This window comes from Streptomyces sp. NPDC090083, from assembly GCF_044747445.1.
GTDB lineage: Bacteria > Actinomycetota > Actinomycetes > Streptomycetales > Streptomycetaceae > Streptomyces.
This window is the reverse complement of sequence record NZ_JBIVED010000006.1, coordinates 327,527-342,657: the sequence shown is the minus strand read 5'-3', so window position 1 is coordinate 342,657 and position 15,131 is coordinate 327,527. Positions and strand designations below refer to the sequence as shown.

The 15,131-nt window shown below is 72.7% G+C and carries 14 protein-coding genes; 3 read left to right on the top strand and 11 right to left on the bottom strand.

From position 1 onward, the window contains the following. Positions 1-56: 56 nt before the first annotated feature. The gene (locus ACIPTO_RS23520; protein WP_352179930.1) at positions 57-596 is read right to left on the bottom strand and encodes a bacterial proteasome activator family protein; all 540 of its coding nucleotides are present in this window, start codon (positions 594-596) and stop codon (positions 57-59) included. 161 nt (positions 597-757) lie between these two features. On the opposite strand from ACIPTO_RS23520, the gene ACIPTO_RS23515 reads away from it, so the two are divergent. Further along, positions 758-1,411, top strand: coding sequence for a hypothetical protein (locus ACIPTO_RS23515; protein WP_401195205.1), 654 nt, complete (start codon positions 758-760; stop codon positions 1,409-1,411). Positions 1,412-1,461: 50 nt separating this feature from the next. On the opposite strand, the gene ACIPTO_RS23510 is transcribed toward ACIPTO_RS23515, so the two are convergent. The 7 genes from ACIPTO_RS23510 to pdhA all read right to left on the bottom strand — a co-directional run bounded on the left by ACIPTO_RS23510 (position 1,462) and on the right by pdhA (position 9,524). Further along, positions 1,462-2,442 carry an NAD(P)H-quinone oxidoreductase gene (locus ACIPTO_RS23510; RefSeq protein WP_401195202.1) on the bottom strand — a complete coding sequence of 327 codons (981 nt, stop codon included), beginning with the start codon at positions 2,440-2,442 and terminating at the stop codon, positions 1,462-1,464. 78 nt (positions 2,443-2,520) lie between these two features. Beyond that, entirely contained in the window at positions 2,521-3,615 is a 1,095-nt protein-coding gene (locus tag ACIPTO_RS23505; protein ID WP_366318654.1) for a potassium channel family protein, read from the bottom strand. Beyond that, positions 3,612-4,997, bottom strand: coding sequence for a molybdopterin molybdotransferase MoeA (locus ACIPTO_RS23500; protein WP_401195200.1), 1,386 nt, complete (start codon positions 4,995-4,997; stop codon positions 3,612-3,614). The genes ACIPTO_RS23505 and ACIPTO_RS23500 overlap by 4 nt, the downstream gene beginning before the upstream one ends. After that, positions 4,994-5,980, bottom strand: a complete 987-nt coding sequence (locus tag ACIPTO_RS23495; RefSeq protein WP_401195197.1) for an NTP transferase domain-containing protein — start codon at positions 5,978-5,980, stop codon at positions 4,994-4,996. The genes ACIPTO_RS23500 and ACIPTO_RS23495 overlap by 4 nt, the downstream gene beginning before the upstream one ends. 54 nt (positions 5,981-6,034) lie before the next feature. Beyond that, positions 6,035-7,387, bottom strand: a complete 1,353-nt coding sequence (locus ACIPTO_RS23490) for a dihydrolipoamide acetyltransferase family protein (protein WP_401195195.1) — start codon at positions 7,385-7,387, stop codon at positions 6,035-6,037. Further along, entirely contained in the window at positions 7,387-8,391 is a 1,005-nt protein-coding gene (locus ACIPTO_RS23485; RefSeq protein WP_401195193.1) for an alpha-ketoacid dehydrogenase subunit beta, read from the bottom strand. The genes ACIPTO_RS23490 and ACIPTO_RS23485 overlap by 1 nt, the downstream gene beginning before the upstream one ends. After that, positions 8,391-9,524, bottom strand: coding sequence for a pyruvate dehydrogenase (acetyl-transferring) E1 component subunit alpha (gene pdhA / locus ACIPTO_RS23480; protein ID WP_401195191.1), 1,134 nt, complete (start codon positions 9,522-9,524; stop codon positions 8,391-8,393). The genes ACIPTO_RS23485 and pdhA overlap by 1 nt, the downstream gene beginning before the upstream one ends. 189 nt (positions 9,525-9,713) lie before the next feature. Between pdhA and ACIPTO_RS23475 the strand changes: the two genes are divergently transcribed. Next, positions 9,714-10,199: an Lrp/AsnC family transcriptional regulator gene (locus tag ACIPTO_RS23475; protein WP_328834312.1), complete on the top strand. Its 486-nt coding sequence runs from the start codon at positions 9,714-9,716 to the stop codon at positions 10,197-10,199. 51 nt (positions 10,200-10,250) lie between these two features. Here ACIPTO_RS23475 and ACIPTO_RS23470 read toward each other — a convergent pair whose 3' ends face one another. Further along, a complete protein-coding gene (locus ACIPTO_RS23470; RefSeq protein ID WP_401195189.1) occupies positions 10,251-10,847 on the bottom strand; it encodes a TetR/AcrR family transcriptional regulator in 597 nt (198 codons plus the stop codon). Further along, the gene (locus ACIPTO_RS23465; protein WP_366318668.1) at positions 10,844-12,358 is read right to left on the bottom strand and encodes a 3-hydroxyacyl-CoA dehydrogenase; all 1,515 of its coding nucleotides are present in this window, start codon (positions 12,356-12,358) and stop codon (positions 10,844-10,846) included. Before ACIPTO_RS23465 ends, ACIPTO_RS23470 begins: the two co-directional genes overlap by 4 nt. A gap of 160 nt (positions 12,359-12,518) precedes the next feature. On the opposite strand from ACIPTO_RS23465, the gene paaN reads away from it, so the two are divergent. Continuing rightward, the gene (gene paaN, locus ACIPTO_RS23460; RefSeq protein WP_401195186.1) at positions 12,519-14,210 is read left to right on the top strand and encodes a phenylacetic acid degradation protein PaaN; all 1,692 of its coding nucleotides are present in this window, start codon (positions 12,519-12,521) and stop codon (positions 14,208-14,210) included. Positions 14,211-14,329: 119 nt separating this feature from the next. On the opposite strand, the gene ACIPTO_RS23455 is transcribed toward paaN, so the two are convergent. Further along, positions 14,330-15,094: a TrmH family RNA methyltransferase gene (locus ACIPTO_RS23455; RefSeq protein WP_401195184.1), complete on the bottom strand. Its 765-nt coding sequence runs from the start codon at positions 15,092-15,094 to the stop codon at positions 14,330-14,332. Positions 15,095-15,131: the final 37 nt, after the last annotated feature.

Genomic DNA, 15,131 nt, shown 5'->3' with positions numbered 1-15,131 from the left:
ACACGGAAGGGCCCGGCAGCGAAAGCGGCCGGGCCCTGTCAGCGAGCGGGGAGTCCTTACAGGTACGGGCCGCCCACACGGCCCGCGCCCGGCTGGCCCTCCTCGGCGCCGTCACCGACGCCCGGCGGCAGCGCCCGCCGCATCTGCTCCAACTGGGCCCGCGCGGCCATCTGCTGGGCGAACAGCGTGGTCTGGATCCCGTGGAAAAGACCCTCCAGCCAGCCCACCAACTGCGCCTGCGAGATCCGCAGTTCCGCGTCGCTCGGCGTCACGTCGTCCGTGAACGGCAGTGACAGCCGCTCCAGCTCCTCCACCAGCTCGGGCGCCAGACCGTCCTCCAGCTCCTTCACGGAGCTGCGGTGGATCTCCTTGAGCCGGGCCCGGCTGGCTTCGTCGAGGGGAGCCGCACGCACCTCCTCAAGAAGCTGCTTGATCATGCTGCCGATCCGCATGACCTTGGCCGGCTGCTCCACCATCTCCGTCACCGGGATCTCGCGGGAGTCCTCGTCCCCGGTGCCGCCGAGAGCCATCCCGTCCTGTCCCACGACCAGGATCTGAGGCTTCTCCGGCGACCTTTCGTTCCTCGGCATCTCCATGCGCCCATTCTCTCGCACTCGTCCACCTCGGCACCGTGGCGCCCCCCTCCAAGAGTGATCCACCGTTTCCGCATGGCCGAATCCGGAATGCCGGACAGTCCGCCGGATGTGACGCTTGTTCCGTCGATCTTGCCGCCTCGGCCCGGGAGGGGGTCACGGACGTGACTCCATGGCTGCGTACATGGCCGTCGCTGCGCGCGACGGGGCTGCTGCTCGTGCTGGGCACGGGGGCGGTGGTGAACCCGGCCTGGGGTGTGCCCGGGTACGGGGTGGAGGCGGCGAGCGGTGCGCGCACCGGCGGCGCCGGGGACGGCCGGGCCGCCGGTACCGGGGACGGCAAAGCCACGGCCATGGCCACGGCCTCCGAGACCGCCTCCGCCTCGGCCTCCGCGTCCGCCTCCCCCTCCGCGGTGGGACCTGTCTCCGGCCCCGACCCCGCCCGCGCCTCCGCCGAGCCGTCCCGGGCGGGCAGCGAGGCGGGCGAGGGACGGGAGCGGCCCGGCCGTACGGCGGAACCGAGCGCGGACGAGGACGAGAGCGGGGGCGGCGACGGCGGCGACACGGCCGGTCCCAGGGCCGACGGGGACGATGACGGTGGCGCCTCCGAGAGTCCCGCGCCCGACGACTCCGCGTCCCTCCAACAGGCGGAACCCACGCCCAGTTCGCCGCCGCTCCAGCCCGCGCAGCAGACCGTCACCCGCGCCACCGGCTCCGCCGAGCCCATGCTGCGGATCCTGCCGCTGGGCAGCGGCCTGATCCTCATCGGACTCGGCCTGGGCCTCGCCTTCATCGCCCTCCGGGTGCGCCGGAGCTAGCGCCCGGCGACGCCACGGGACCGTGGGACTGCGCCGCCGGGACTGTGGGACTACGGCGCTACGAGCAGCACCTTTCCGATGTGTCCGCTGTCCTCCAGCACCTGGTGCGCGGTGGCCGCCTCACTCATCGGCAGTTCCCGGTCGACGACCGGCCGGATCTGCCCGGCCTCGATCAGCGGCCACACATGCTCGCGTACGGCGGCGACGATGGCCGCCTTCTCGGCGAGCGGGCGGGCTCGCAGCGAGGTCGCGCTGATCGCGGCCCGCTTGGTGAGGAGCGCGGCGATGTTCAGCTCGGCCTTGATACCGCCCTGCATCCCGATGATCGCGAGCCTGCCGTTGACGGCGAGGGCCTGGACGTTGCGGTCGAGGTACTTGGCGCCCATGTTGTCGAGGATGACGTCGGCACCCGCACCGCCCGTGGCCCGCTCGATCTCCGCGACGAAGTCCTGCTCGCGGTAGTTGATCAGGATGTCGGCGCCCAGCTCGGCGCAGTAGTCGAGCTTGTCCTTGCTGCCGGCGGTGACGGCGACCTTCGCGCCGACGGCCTTGGCGAGCTGGATCGCCATGGTGCCGATACCGCTGGAGCCGCCGTGCACGAGGAGCGTCTCGGCGGGCCGGAGGTGGGCGACCATGAAGACGTTCGACCAGACCGTGCAGACCACCTCGGGCAGCGCGGCGGCCTGCTTCAGGTCGAGACCGGCGGGCACGGGCAGCAGCTGCCCGGCGGGGACGGCGACCTTCTGGGCGTAACCGCCGCCCGCGAGCAGGGCACACACCTCGTCGCCGACCGACCACCCGGAGACCCCGGCGCCGATGCCGACGATCCGGCCGGAGCATTCGAGACCGGGGTAGGAGGACGCGCCGGGCGGCGGGTCGTAGAAGCCCTGGCGCTGCATGATGTCGGCGCGGTTGACCGCGCTGGCCACCACCTCGACCAGGACCTCGCCCTCGCCGGGCACCGGTTCGGGGACCTCGTCCCACACCAGCGCTTCGGGTCCACCAGGTTCGGGAATCGTGATCGCATACATGAGGCCGACGCTACTCCTCGTCCCGCGCGCGACCGCCGAAGGCGGGTCACTGTCCAACAGGCGACCGCCGAAGGCGGGTCACTGAGGCAGCGGGCGGGTGTCCGGCGTGACCTGCGAACCCGGCGAGACCCGCACGATCGTGATGAGCCGGTCGGTCAGCTGGAGGGTTCCGATGGCCGGGTCGTCGTAGCCGAGCACCCGGTGTCCGCGGATGACGCTCACCACCAGGTCGTCCGTCTCGCGCGGGGTCCTGCCCACCTCGGCCTTTATGACCGGGCGTTCGGTCATGTCGAGGCCGCTGCCCTGCTGGATGAGGTCCTCCATGACCATGCCGGCGGCGGGGCTGAGCACGGACAGGCCGAGCAGTCGGCCGGCCGCGCTGGCGCTGGTGATGACGGCGTCGGCTCCGGACTGCTTGAGCAGCGGCGCGTTCTCCTCCTCGCGGACGGCGGCCACGATCTTCGCGGCGCGGTTGAGCTGCCGGGCCGTGAGGGTGACCAGGACGGCCGTGTCGTCACGCTGGGTGGCGATGATGATCTGCCGTGCCTTGTGCACCTCGGCGCGCTTGAGGACGTCGCTGCGGGTGGCGTCCCCGACGACCCCGACGTAGCCCTGGCTGCTCGCCGCCTCGATCGCCTTGCCGCTGGGGTCGACCACGACGACCTGTTCCTTCTTCAGTCCGGTCGCGCACACGGTCTGGATCGCGGACCGCCCCTTCGTCCCGAAGCCGATGACGACGGTGTGATCCCGCAACGTGGACCTCCAGCGGTTGAGACGCCATTCCTCCCGCGTGCGTTCGGTGAGGACTTCGAGGGTGGTGCCGACCAGGACGATCAGGAACAGCACGCGCAGCGGGGTGACGACCAGGATGTTGGTGAGCCGGGCGCCGTCGCTGACCGGGGTGATGTCGCCGTAGCCGGTGGTCGAGAGGGTGACCGTGGCGTAGTAGAGAGCGTCGAGGAAGTCGACCGAGCCGTCCGAGTTGTCGTTGTAGCCCTCATGGTCGGCGTAGACGATCAACGCGGTCGCGATCAGCAGGAACAGCGCGATGGACAGCCGTTTCGCGACCTGCTGGAAGGGGTGCTCGACCACTTTCTTCGGGAGTTCCACCCGATGGGTCACGAGATGCTCGTCCGCCTGGCGGGCAATCGCATCATGGCCCGACTGTTTCACGTGAAACACACCCCGATCCCGGCAACAGCCCAGGGAAGATCGATCAGTTCGGCCCGCTGCCCCTGCCGCGCGCCACCCGGCGGTACGACCGCGAGCGCGTCGGCCGCCGCGATGCCGCGCAGCATGGCCGGGCCGTTGAAGTGCAGCGGCGCGGCCCCCTCACCGCGCAGCACGGCGGGAATGAGCCGGGTGTCGTACGGATGCCCGTGCACCGCGTCCTGGAGGGGCAGCGCGTACGGCTCCGGGGCGGGGCGGGCGGACAGGGTGCGCAGCAGCGGTTCGGCGAGGGTGAGCAGGCCGGAGATCGCGGCGAGAGGGTTGCCGGGCAGGCCGACGAGGTGCTGGTCGTCCTTGATGCGGGCCAGCAGCATGGGGTGGCCGGGGCGCACCTTGACGCCGTCCACGAGGAGCTCGGCGCCCATACGACGCAGGATGGGGTGGACGTGGTCGACCGGGCCGGAGGCGGTGCCGCCGGTGGTGACGATGAGGTCGGCGGTGCTGCCGGTGATGGCCTTGTGCAGCGCCTTCGCGTCGTCCCCGAGCCGGCGGACCGCGGTGACCTCGGCGCCGAGCGCGCGCAGCCAGGACGGCAGCATCGGCCCGAGCGCGTCCCGGATGAGCCCGTCCCGGGGCAGCCCTTCGGTGAGCAGCTCATCGCCCAGGATGAGGACGTCGACCCGGGGGCGGGGGACGACGGTGAGCGTGTCGTACCCGGCCGCCGCGGCGAGGCCGAGCACCGCCGGGGTCACCAGGGTGCCGCCGGGCAGCAACTGGTCGCCGCTGCGGCACTCCTGGCCGCGCGGGCGGATGTCCTGGCCGTGGCCGACGTCCCGGGCCGCGTGGAGACGGCTCTTGTCGTCGGTGCGGCCGTGCTCGCTCCGGATGACGGCGGTGGCGTCCGCGGGGACCCGGGCACCGGTCGCGATCCGTACGGCCTCACCGTCGCTCAGCGGCTCGGCCTGCGCGTGCCCGGCGAGCACTCCGTCCTCGCGTACGGCCCAGGGGCCGGGGCCCGCGACCGCCCAGCCGTCCATCGCGGAGGTGTCGAACGAGGGCAGGTCGCTCAGGGCGACGAGCGGTGCGGCCAGGACGAGGCCGAGGGCGGCGTCGAGGGCCACGGAGACGGGGGCGCGGCGGGTCCCGGAGCGTGCGGCACGGCCGGCGACGGCGCGGGCCTCGGGCCAGGGGGTGGCCTTGTGCGGGGCGGTGTCGGGGTGGCGCGCGGTGGTGTGGGTCTGTGGGGCGCCCTGCGGCTGCGGGGAGGGCACGGCGGGTTCGGCGGGGCCGGTGCTGCCTTCGTTCACGAGGGCGAGTACCTCCTCGACGTCGAGGTCCTCGGCGTCCGGGGCGTGCTCACCGGCGTGCACACCGCGCGCGGTCATCCGGCGACGTCCGGACCCGGTGCGGCCTGCGGGGCATCGGCGTCGGCACCGGGTGCGGTGCCGGGCCCGGCACCTGGCCCGGCCTCGGACGGGGCTTCCGCGGTGTTCTCGTCGGCCCAGCGCAGCGCGAGGGCGGCGGCCTTGCGGGAGGCCTCCGCCACGGCTTCGGGGCCGCCCTTGCCCTGCGCCGCCGCGTAACCGACCAGGAAGGTGGTCAGCGGTGCCGCGGGCCTCGCCACCCCGTGGGCTGCGTCGCGGGCGAGGTCGAGCAGGATGCCGGTGTCGACGTCCAGGTCGATGCCCAGTTCGTCCTTGACTGCGGAAATCCATTCATCCAACACGTGCCCATGCTCCCTGATGCGTGCCCTGGCGGTGACGAGGTCGTCCCAGGTGTCGCAGTCGAAGGACGCGACAGGATCGGGGACGCGGGTGAGTGCGAGCGCGGCGGTCAGCCGGCGCAGGGGAAGCCCGGTGAGGCCGCCCGCGGCGGAGCCGCTGACGGATGCGGCCGGGGCGAGTGCGGCCAGCTCGCGGCGGAGCGCCGAGGCGCGGTAGGCGGCCACGAGCGGCTGGTCGCGGCCGTCGGCGTCGGTGAGCAGCGCCCCGTCGGCTCCGCTGGTCCGCAGCGCGGTCAACAGGCCTCGCACGGTGGCCGGTTCGAGGAACGGCAGGTCGGCCGAGAGAACCACGACGGCCTCGGCAGCGGTGTGGCGCAGGCCTGCGTCGAGCGCGGCGACCGGGCCCGCGCCGGGCGGCTCCTCGCGCGCCCAGCGGACCGGCCGGGCGGTGGGCCTCGGGTCGGCCACGACGACGGTGGTCCCGGCGTCCGCGCAGGCGCCGAGCACCCGGTCGAGCAGCGCCCTGCCGCCCACCCGGAGTCCGGGTTTGTCGGCGCCCCCGAGCCTGCGGGCGGCACCGCCGGCGAGCACGACGGCGTCGTAGGAGGCGTCGTGAGCGGCGTCGGGGGGCTCGTACGCGGTCACCCCCCGAGTATGCGGCCCTCTCTGATCACAGGGAACTCGCCCGCGCCGCCGTGATCACAGGTTGCGCAACAGCACCGCCGGCTGTTCCACGCAGTCCGCCACATACCGCAGGAAACCGCCCGCCGTGCCGCCGTCGCACACCCGGTGGTCGAAGGTGAGCGAGAGCTGCACGACCTGCCGGACCGCCAACTCGCCCTCGTGCACCCAGGGTTTGGCGACGATACGGCCGACGCCGAGCATGGCCGCCTCGGGGTGGTTGATGATCGGCGTGGAACCGTCCACCCCGAACACCCCGTAGTTGTTGAGCGTGAAGGTCCCGCCGGTGAGGTCCCCCGGCGTCAGTGCCCCGGTCCTGGCCGCCTCGGTCAGCCGCGCGAACTCCGCGCTCAGCGCCTCCGCGTCCCTCGCCTGCGCGTCCCGGACGACGGGCACGACCAGCCCGCGCTCGGTCTGCGCGGCGAAGCCGAGGTGGACCCGGTCGAACCGGACGATCTCCCTCGCCTCCGTGTCCACGCTGGAGTTCAGCTCGGGGAACCGGGCCAGCGCGGCCGTGCAGATCCTGGCGAGCAGTGCCAGGACAGAGATCTTGGGGCCGCCCGCGGCGTTCATGGCCGCGCGGGCGCGCATCAGCTCCGTCGCGTCGGCGTCCACCCAGCAGGTCGCGTCGGGGATCTCGCGGCGGCTGCGGGAGAGCTTGTCGGCGACCGCGCCGCGGATGCCTCGGAGGGGGGTGCGGGTGACTCCGTCGGCGGGGAGGGCGGGGGTGGTCCCGGGGGCGGGGGGCGTGGGCCGGGCCGTCGGGTCGGGGAGCGTGGCCGGGGGCAGGAGGGTCGCTTCCTGGGCGATGGCCTCCTGGGCCGCCGCCGCGCGGAGTGCCTGTTCGACGTCCGCCCGGAGGATCAGGCCGTCGCGTCCGGAACCGGTCAACTCCCGCAGTTCCAGGCCGTTCTCGCGCGCGAGGCGCCGAACGAGGGGGGAGATCACGGGGACGGGGCCGTCGTCGCGGCCGGGGGGCTCGGCGGCGGGGACGTCCGCCACCGACGTCACGACGTCCGCCGCCAGTCGGCGTACCCTTCGGCGCCGCGCCGGTGGGGCACCTGTGCCGTAGCCCACCAGCACGTTCCCCGAGCCCTCGTTCCCGGACCCGGCGTCGGACGCGGGTGTGCCGACCGCGACCGTCAACAGCGTTGAGCCGACGGGCAGTTCGGTGCCCTCCTCGCCGAAGCGGGCGGTGACCACGCCGCCGTAGGGGCAGGGGACCTCGACCATCGCCTTGGCCGTCTCGACCTCGACGACCGGCTGGTCGATGGCGACGACGTCGCCGACCTCGACCAGCCAGCGCACGATCTCCGCCTCGGTGAGGCCCTCGCCGAGGTCGGGCAGCTTGAACTCCAGCACCTGTGCCATCAGTTGTCCGCCTCCCACTGGAGCCGGCCCACGGCATCCAGGATCCGGTCGACGCCGGGCAGATGGTGCCGCTCCAGCATCGGCGGCGGATACGGGATGTCGAACCCGGCGACGCGCAGCACCGGCGCCTCCAGGTGGTGGAAGCAGCGCTCGGTGACGCGGGCCGCGATCTCGCCGCCCGGGCCGCCGTAGCCACCGGACTCGTGCACGACGAGGGCGCGGCCGGTGCGCCGTACGGACGCGCAGACCGTCTCGTCGTCGAACGGCACCAGGGAGCGCACGTCGACGACCTCCAGGTCCCAGCCCTCGGCCCGGGCCGCCTCGGCGGCTTCGAGGCAGACGGGCAGGGACGGGCCGTAGGTGATGAGCGTGGCGCTGCGGCCCGGGCGGCGCACGACCGCGCGGCCGATCGGCTCGACGGCGGACGGCTCGTCGGGGTTCCAGGTGTCCTTCGACCAGTACAGGCGCTTGGGCTCCAGGAAGACGACCGGGTCGTCGGAGGCGATGGAGGCGCGCAGCAGGCCGTAGGCGTCGGCGACGGTCGCGGGGGTGACGACATGGAGGCCCGGAGTGGCCATGTAGTACGCCTCGGAGGAGTCGCTGTGGTGCTCGACGCCGCCGATGCCTCCCCCGTAGGGGACGCGGATGGTGATCGGGAGGGGCATGGCGCCGCGGGTGCGGTTGCGCATGCGGGAGACATGGCTGATCAGCTGCTCGAACGCCGGGTAGGCGAAGGCGTCGAACTGCATCTCCACGACCGGGCGCAGGCCGTACATCGCCATGCCGACGGCCGTGCCGAGGATGCCGGCCTCGGCGAGGGGGGTGTCCGTGCAGCGGTCCTCGCCGAACTCCTTGGCGAGACCGTCCGTGACCCGGAAGACACCGCCGAGGGTGCCGACGTCCTCGCCCATGACGTGCACGGTGGAGTCGTCCGTCATGGCGTCGCGCAACGCGCGCGTGAGGGCCTGCGCCATGGTGGCCGGTTTGAGGGCGACGGTGGTCATCAGTGCGTCCCCTCCTGCTCGGCCGCCAGCTCCGCCGCCAGCTGTTCGCGCTGCTCGCGCAGTTGGGGAGTGGGCTCGGCGTACACATCGGCGAACAGGTCCATGGGGTCGAGCACCGGGTCCTGGTTCATGTGCGCGCGCAGCTCGGCCGCCATGGCCTCGGCGGCGTCGCGCGCGGCCTGGATGCCGGCCTCGTCGATGAGTCCGCGCTCGGTGAGCTCGTGCTCCAGGAGGGCGATCGGATCGTGCCCGCGCCAGGTCTCGACCTCGGCGTCACCGCGGTAGCGGGTCGCGTCGTCGGCGTTGGTGTGCGCCTCCATGCGGTACGTGATCGCCTCGACGAGCGTGGGACCGCCGCCCTCGCGCGCGTGCCGTACGGCGTCGGACAGGACCTCGTGCACGGCGACCGCGTCGTTGCCGTCGACCAGGCGGCCGGGCATGCCGTACCCGACCGCCTTGTGGGCCAGGGACGGGGCCGCGGTCTGCTTGGCGAGGGGGACGGAGATCGCGAAGCCGTTGTTCTGGACCAGGAAGACGACCGGGGCCTGCCAGACGGCGGCGAAGTTCAGCGCCTCGTGGAAGTCGCCCTCGCTGGTGCCGCCGTCGCCGACCAGGGCGAGCGCGACCACGTCGTCGCCCTTGAGGCGGGCCGCGTGGGCGAGGCCGACCGCATGGGGGAGCTGGGTGGCGAGAGGCGTGCTCAGGGGGGCGATGCGGTGCTCGCGCGGGTCGTAGCCGGTGTGCCAGTCGCCGCGCAGCAGGGTGAGGGCCTGCACGGGGTCGAGGCCGCGGGCGACCGCGGCGAGCGTGTCGCGGTAACTGGGGAAGAGCCAGTCCTGCTCCTGGAGGACCAGCGCGGCGGCGACCTCGCAGGCCTCCTGGCCGGTGGTGGAGGGGTACACGGCGAGGCGGCCCTGCTTGGTGAGGGCGGTCGCCTGCGCGTTGTACCTGCGGCCGCGCACCAGTTCCTCGTACAGCCGGCGCAGCAGCGCGGGGTCGGCCTGCCCGGCCGCCTCGGTGCCGAGCACGCGATACGGCGAGGCGTCGGGCAGCAGCGGCACGGGGTCCGTGCGCGGCTGCCAGGCGGGCGGCGGTGTGGGCCGGTACGCGCCCCGCTGCTCCATGACCGTCATGACGGCACCTCCTCGGGGGAGTGGCTCGGAGAGGCGCGTCGGACGTGCCACGCCTCCCTACCGATTGTTCGGTCGTCGGCACATTTTGGCTACAGGCACCTCCAGGCTGTGGACAAACGGTTCTCCACAACCTGGAATGAACGCAGTACGTCCATGGTAGGGAGGCGGGGGGACATGGCACCTGAACAAATGGCCGAAGGCCCGGACGACAGCAGCGCCCTGCCGCCGCCGCGCCCGCTCGACGCCATCGATCAGGACATCCTGAAGATGCTCCAGGCGGACGGCCGCGCGTCGATAAGGTCGGTCGCCGAACGGGTGCACGTCTCCCGCGCCAACGCCTACGCGCGGATCAACCGGCTCATCGAGGACGGCGTCATCCGCGGCTTCGGCGCCCGGGTCGACCACGAGCGCGCGGGCCAGGGCACCTCGGCGTACATCACCCTGAAGATCGTGCAGAACTCCTGGCGCACGGTCCGCGACCAGCTCAGAGCACTGCCGGGCGCCTCGCACATCGCGCAGGTGGGGGGCGACTTCGACGTCCTGCTGCTGGTGCACACCCTGGACAACCGGTCGCTGCGCGAGCTGGTCCTCAACCGGCTCCAGGCGATCCCCGAGGTGCTCAGCACGCGGACGCTGCTCGTGTTCGAGGAGGAGGACCTGGAGCCGCAGGGCTGAGTCGGGTGAGTGCCGGGTCGCGTAAGTGCCGGGAGTGCCTCCCGGGGTGCTTCAGGGCCGGCTCTGCGCGCGCAGTCCGGAGAAGACCAACTGGGCCACCGCGTCGGTCATTTCGCGCTCACCCATGCCCCGCGCGTCGGGCCGGTACCACTCCACGATGGAGTTGATCATCCCGAAGACGAGCCGGGTCGCGAGCCGCACCTCGACGTCACCGCGCACATCGCCGTCGGCCGCCGCCGCCTTCAGCAGGTCGGCCACCCGGTGGTCGAAGTCCCGCCGCCGCTCCAGGGCCCACCGCTCGGTGTCGGTGTTGCCGCGCACCCGCAGCAGCAGCGTCACGTACGGCAGCTCGGACGTCAGTACCTCCACCATCCGCCGTACGACGTACTCCAGGCGCTCGACCGCGCGCCCCACGCGTGCGTGCTCCTCGTCGAGGATCCCGAAGAGGCCGTCCAGGGCGCGGCTGACCGCGCGGCGGAGCAGCTCCTCCTTGCCGGTGACGTGGTGGTAGATCGACGACTTGGAGATGCCGGCCGCCTTGGCGAGGTGCTCCATGGAGGTGCCGTCGTAGCCGCGCTCGATGAAGACCTGCACGGCGACGGAGAGCAGGGTCTCCGGGGTGTACGTGTCGCGCTTGGCGGTGGTCATGGGGTGCCCTCCCGCTTCTCGGTGGCGTACGCGTGGCGGTAGAGCGCCAGGGACGGCGCGTACCGTCCCGACGGATCACGCAGGTGCAGGTCGTCCAGGAGGTCGTAGGCCCAGCTGCGGCCCAGCCTGCGGCTCCATTCGAACGGACCCAGAGGGTAGTTGACGCCCAGGCGCATCGCGGTGTCGATGTCCTCCTCGGTGGCGACGCCCTTGGCGACGGCGTCGTGCGCCAGGTCGACGATCCGGGCGACCGTGCGGGCGACGATCATCCCGGGGGCGTCTCCCACGACGCTGACGTCCTTGCCGAGCGCCTGGAAGAGGCCGGTCGCCTCGGTGAGGGTCTGTGAGGCGGTGTCCTGGGAGGCGGACAGGGCGATGCGGCCGGCCTTGCGGTAGTCGAGGGCGAGGTCGAAGTAGACGACGTCACGGAACTCGACGGAGGTCTGCCCGTCGGCGAGCGCGAGCTGTCCGCCGCCGGGGAGCACCATGCGGGTGCCGTGGTCCTCTTCCTCCTCGCGGACGACGATGCCCGCCTCGCGGATCAGCGCGACCAGGTCGGCGGCGGGGCCCAGGTCGCCCTCCACAACGACGTAGGCGGGCGCCTGGGCCGGTTCCGCGGTGTGCGGCTCGGGCCGCTCGGCGTCGTCCCCGTGGTCGTACCAGCCGTGCCCGGTCTTGCGGCCGAGGCGTCCCGACTCGACCAGGCGGCGCTGGGCGAGGGAGGGCGTGAAGCGCACGTCATTGAAGAAGGCCTGCCACACGGAGTGGGTGACGGACTCGTTGACGTCCTGCCCGATGAGGTCGGTCAGCTCGAAGGCGCCCATCCTGAAGCCGCCGGACTCGCGCAGGACGGCGTCGATGGTGGCCGGGTCGGCGGCCTGTGCCTCGTAGACCGCGAAGGCCTCGGCGTAGAACGGCCGCGCGATGCGGTTGACGATGAACCCGGGGGTGTCCGCGCAGGCCACGGGTGTCTTGCCCCAGGCGCGGGCCATCTCGTACGCGCGCGTGGCCGACGTGACGTCGGTGGCGAACCCGGAGACGACCTCGACGAGGGGCAGCAGCGGGGCCGGGTTGAAGAAGTGCAGGCCCACGAAGCGGCCGGGGTTGCGCAGCGCGGCGCCGATGGCCGTCACCGAGAGGGACGAGGTGTTGGTGGCGAGCAGACAGTCCTCGCCGACGACGTCCTCCAGCTCGCGCATCAGCTGCTGTTTGACGTCCAGTCGCTCCAGCACGGCCTCGACGACCAGGGTGCAGTCCGCGAGGTCGGCGAGGTCCTCTGCGGGCAGCAGACGGCCGCCCGCGGCGTCCCGGTCGGCGGCGGTGAGCCGGTCCTTCTCGACGAGCCGGTCGAGCCGGGCGACGATCGCGGCGGCCGCGTCACGGGCCCGTCCGGGGACGGCGTCGTACAGCCGCACGACGTGGCCCGCGGTCAGCGCGACCTGGGCGATCCCCTGGCCCATGGTGCCGGTGCCGACGACGGCCACGGGGCTGCTGAGGTCCAGTGCTGTCATGTGCGCGATCCTCCCCCACAGGGTTTTCCACAGATGCGGCGGACCCCCTTGTCCCGACCGATCGTTCGGTTACTCTAACTCTGACCGCCTGTTTCCGCCCATGGTCCTGCCCAGGTCATGAGCTTGTAGACAAGTTCTTGAGACGAGGAGTTGGTCCCGCATGGCCGCCGAACTGACCACGCCCGAGCTGATCGCCCGGCACCGGCCCACCCTGGACCAGGCGCTGGAATCCATGCACACGCGCGCGTACTGGTCACCGCATCCGGAGCACCCGAAGGCGTACGGCGAGCACGGCAGCCTGGACGCGGCCGCGGGCAAGGCCGCCTTCGACGCTCTCCTGGGCACCCGTCTCGACCTCGGCCAGCCCGGCACCGACGACTGGGTGGGCGGCGAAGTCTCTCCGTACGGCGTCGAGTTGGGCGTGACGTACCCGCACGCGGACCTCGACGTCCTGCTGCCGGCCATGCGCGCCGGGCAGCGCGCGTGGCGGGACGCGGGCGCGGAGGCGCGTGCCGTGGTCTCCATCGAGATCCTCAAGCGGATCAGCGACCGGACGCACGAGTTCGCGCACGCCGTCATGCACACCAGCGGCCAGGCCTTCATGATGGCGTTCCAGGCGGGCGGCCCGCACGCCCAGGACCGCGGCCTGGAGGCGGTGGCCTACGCGTACGCGGAGCAGGTCCGCACGCCGGCCGTCGCGGAGTGGACCAAGCCCCAGGGCAAGCGCGACCCCCTCGTGATGAACAAGCAGTTCACGCCCGTGCCGCGCGGCACGGCCCTGGTCATCGGCTGCAACACCTTCCCCACGTGGAACGGCTATCCGGGCCTGTTCGCCTCCCTCGCCACCGGCAACGCGGTCCTGGTGAAGCCCCACCCGCGCGCGGTGCTGCCGCTCGCGCTCACCGTGCGGATCGCGCGCGAGGTGCTCACCGAGGCGGGCTTCGACCCGAACCTGGTGGCGCTGGCCGCCGAGCGCCCCGGCGAGGGCATCGCCAAGACGCTGGCCACCCGCCCCGAGATCCGGATCATCGACTACACGGGGTCGACCGGCTTCGGCGACTGGCTAGAGGCCAACGCCCGCCAGGCGCAGGTCTACACGGAGAAGGCCGGGGTCAACACGGTCGTCGTGGAGTCGACCGACGACTACAAGGGGATGCTGTCCAACCTGGCGTTCTCGCTGTCCCTGTACAGCGGCCAGATGTGCACGACCCCGCAGAACCTGCTCATCCCCCGCGACGGCATCACCACCGACCAGGGCCCCAAGTCCTACGACGAGGTCGTCGCCGACCTCGCGCGCGCGGTGGACGGTCTCCTGGGCGACGACGCCCGTGCGAACGGGCTGCTGGGCGCGCTGGTCAACCCGGATGTGAAGGCCCGTCTGGAGGCGGCCGCCGGACTGGGTGAGGTCGCCCTCGCCTCACGGGAGATCACCAACCCGGAGTTCCCCGACGCGGTCGTCCGTACGCCGGTGATCGTGAAGCTGGACGGCGCGAAGCCGGACGACGAGGCCGCGTACATGAGCGAGTGCTTCGGACCGGTCTCCTTCGCCGTCGCGGTCGACTCGGCGGCGGACGCCGTGGAGTTGCTGCGGCGGACCGTGCGGGAGAAGGGGGCGATGACCGTCGGGGCGTACACCACGGACGAGGGCGTCGAGCGGGACGTCGAGGAGGTCTGCCTCGAAGAGGCCGCGCAGCTCTCCCTGAACCTGACGGGCGGGGTGTTCGTCAACCAGACCGCCGCGTTCTCCGACTTCCACGGGTCCGGCGGCAACCCCGCCGCCAATGCGGCCCTGTGCGACGGGGCGTTCGTCGCGAACCGGTTCCGGGTCGTCGAGGTTCGTCGGGACGCCTAGGCGCCCGCGGATTCAGGAGCCCGCAGGGGCAGGAGCCCGCAGGGGCAGGAGTTCGCGAGGTCAGGAGTTCGCGAGGTCAGGAGTTCGCGGGGCGCGGTCGCCGTCACAGCTCCGCGCCCCTAGCGGGGCGCCGCGGTGAACGCGCTCCAGTGGTACAAGGTCATCGCCACGCTCGTCGCCAGGTTGTAGCTGGAGACCTGGGGGCGCATCGGCAGGGACACCAAGTGGTCGGTGCGGGCGCGCAGTTCGGGGGACAGGCCGGTGCGTTCGGAGCCGAAGGCGAGGACGGCGTCGTCCGGGAGCTCGGTCCCCCGGATGTCGTCGCCCTCCGGGTCGAGCGCGAACACCGGGCCGGGAGGCAGCTCGTCGACCATCAGGCGCTCCACGGCGGTCGCGTAGTGCAGGCCCGCTCCGGCGCGCACGACCGTGGGGTGCCAGGGGTCGAGAGTCCCTGTGGTGACCACTCCGGTCACCCCGAAACCGGCGGCGAGACGGATCACGGCGCCGGCGTTGCCCAGGTTGCGCGGGTTGTCGAGGACGATCACGGGCGCGGCGCGGTGCGTCCGGGCGAGCTGCCGGAGATTGGCCTCACGCGCGGGGCGTACGGCCAGGGCGGCCACCCCGGTGGGATGCGGGCGGGGCACGAAGGAGCGGTACGTGTCCTCCGGGACCTCCGTCAGCAGCGCGTCCAGGGTGTCCCGTACGTCGGGGGCCAGGTCGTCGGCGAGGGCGAGAGCCGCCCGCCGGTCCGTGGCGACCGCCACCGGGACGTCCGCCCCGAAGCGCAGCGCGTGCTTGAGCGCGTGGAAACCGTCGAGCAGCACGGATGTTCCGACGAGCCGCCGCCAGGCGGCCACAGCGGGGTCGGGGGCGATGGCGGTCATGCCGTGCAGCCTACGGGGGAGGCTGCGGCCTTCCGGA

Excerpts from the sequence above, each read along its gene's own strand:
- ACIPTO_RS23520 (WP_352179930.1), bottom strand. The coding sequence starts at position 596 with ATGGAGATGCCGAGGAACGAAAGGTCGCCGGAGAAGCCTCAGATCCTG.
- ACIPTO_RS23510 (WP_401195202.1), bottom strand. The coding sequence starts at position 2,442 with ATGTATGCGATCACGATTCCCGAACCTGGTGGACCCGAAGCGCTGGTG.
- ACIPTO_RS23500 (WP_401195200.1), bottom strand. The coding sequence starts at position 4,997 with ATGACCGCGCGCGGTGTGCACGCCGGTGAGCACGCCCCGGACGCCGAG.
- ACIPTO_RS23490 (WP_401195195.1), bottom strand. The coding sequence starts at position 7,387 with ATGGCACAGGTGCTGGAGTTCAAGCTGCCCGACCTCGGCGAGGGCCTC.
- ACIPTO_RS23485 (WP_401195193.1), bottom strand. The coding sequence starts at position 8,391 with ATGACCACCGTCGCCCTCAAACCGGCCACCATGGCGCAGGCCCTCACG.
- pdhA (WP_401195191.1), bottom strand. The coding sequence starts at position 9,524 with ATGACGGTCATGGAGCAGCGGGGCGCGTACCGGCCCACACCGCCGCCC.
- ACIPTO_RS23475 (WP_328834312.1), top strand. The coding sequence starts at position 9,714 with ATGGCCGAAGGCCCGGACGACAGCAGCGCCCTGCCGCCGCCGCGCCCG.
- ACIPTO_RS23470 (WP_401195189.1), bottom strand. The coding sequence starts at position 10,847 with ATGACCACCGCCAAGCGCGACACGTACACCCCGGAGACCCTGCTCTCC.
- ACIPTO_RS23465 (WP_366318668.1), bottom strand. The coding sequence starts at position 12,358 with ATGACAGCACTGGACCTCAGCAGCCCCGTGGCCGTCGTCGGCACCGGC.
- paaN (WP_401195186.1), top strand. The coding sequence starts at position 12,519 with ATGGCCGCCGAACTGACCACGCCCGAGCTGATCGCCCGGCACCGGCCC.
- ACIPTO_RS23455 (WP_401195184.1), bottom strand. The coding sequence starts at position 15,094 with ATGACCGCCATCGCCCCCGACCCCGCTGTGGCCGCCTGGCGGCGGCTC.